Here is a 1,327-nt window from a genome sequence, read left to right as displayed (position 1 = left end):
GCTAATAAGATGGTACGCCCCACCCACACGCTAAACTTAACATTGTTAGGTTCAGTTAAATAAAGGTGACCATTATGACTACTATTCGCGTTATCGGCATCGATTTAGGAAAAAATACATTTCACCTTATTGGCCATGATTATTCAGGCAGAGAAGTCTTTAGAAAGAAGCTTAACAGACAAAAATTACTTCAATTATTATCAGTTCATGAACCAGTTATTGTTGCGATGGAAGCTTGTGGTGGTGCTCATTGGTTGGCAAGACGGTGTGAGTCTTATGGGCATCAAGTTAAATTGGTGCCTGCTCAGTATGTTAAACCCTACGTAAAAACAAATAAAAATGACTTCATTGATGCTGATGCAATTGCAGAAGCTTCAATGCGGCCTAACATGCGCTTTGTTTCTCCAAAAACGGAATTAGCTCAAGTATGTACCGTCGTTCGAAAAATCAGAACAGGTTACATTAGAGAGAGAACAGCTTGTATGAATAGAATAGGGTCAATCCTTCTAGAATTTGGAATTAGCTTCCCTAGAGGGCATCACAATATGAAGAACCTATTTCAGTATCTAGCCGACAATAAAGAACCCGTTCCACCAATGTTAGTTTTGGAACTTAAAGATCAGTTAGATCATTACAATCAGTTGAATACATGGATTAAAGAGCAGGAAAAGAAATTAGAAAACTTGCTGAAAGATGATGAATTGTTATCTCTTTTACAAAGTGTTCCAGGCGTTGGGCCAATGACCGCATCTTGTTGTTTGTCAGCGGTTGTGAACCCTCACGATTTTGCTAATGGTCGTAATTTTGCTGCTTGGATTGGTTTAACCCCGCATCAATATTCTACTGGTGGTAAATCAAGAATGCTTGGGATATCCAAACGAGGAAACAAAGAACTTAGAGAATTATTTGTCCATGCAGCTAGAGCTGTTATCTGGAGGGATGGGACGGCAGAACGTTACTTTGGGTCTTGGCTCATTGACTTGAAGCGACGGAAACCATTCAATGTTGCACTGGTCGCTTTAGCTAACAAGTTGGCTCGGATAACATGGTCGGTAATGGTTACTCATAAGGCTTTTGAAATAAGAGTTTAAATCAGATTTGCAGATGATAAATAAAGATGACAAAACGGTTAGACCACCAGATTGAAGACCTGATGGACAGAACAGCAACATAGAATGCTTTCACGCTTTTGAGGACAATCTGGCGCGGATCTCATCGTGGAGCTGGGGCTAAAGAAAAAGTCTCAATTAGACTCCGAATACATTAGCGCAAACCAGCTCCGTTACTTTTGATTTATCATTTGCAAAAACGGGGCGTACCATACATT

Annotated in this window: 1 protein-coding gene; it reads left to right on the top strand. The window is 39.9% G+C overall.

What is annotated here, in order from left to right; all coding sequences use genetic code 11:
• Positions 1 to 74 precede the first annotated feature (74 nt).
• Positions 75 to 1,091, top strand: a complete 1,017-nt coding sequence (locus FCV43_RS18415; protein WP_136995986.1) for an IS110 family transposase — start codon at positions 75 to 77, stop codon at positions 1,089 to 1,091.
• Positions 1,092 to 1,327 lie beyond the last annotated feature (236 nt).

The sequence above is a fragment of the Vibrio genomosp. F6 genome (assembly GCF_005146325.1).
GTDB lineage: Bacteria > Pseudomonadota > Gammaproteobacteria > Enterobacterales > Vibrionaceae > Vibrio > Vibrio cortegadensis.
This window is presented reverse-complemented; position numbering and strand designations above follow the sequence as displayed.

Excerpts from the sequence above, each read along its gene's own strand:
- FCV43_RS18415 (WP_136995986.1), top strand. The coding sequence starts at position 75 with ATGACTACTATTCGCGTTATCGGCATCGATTTAGGAAAAAATACATTT.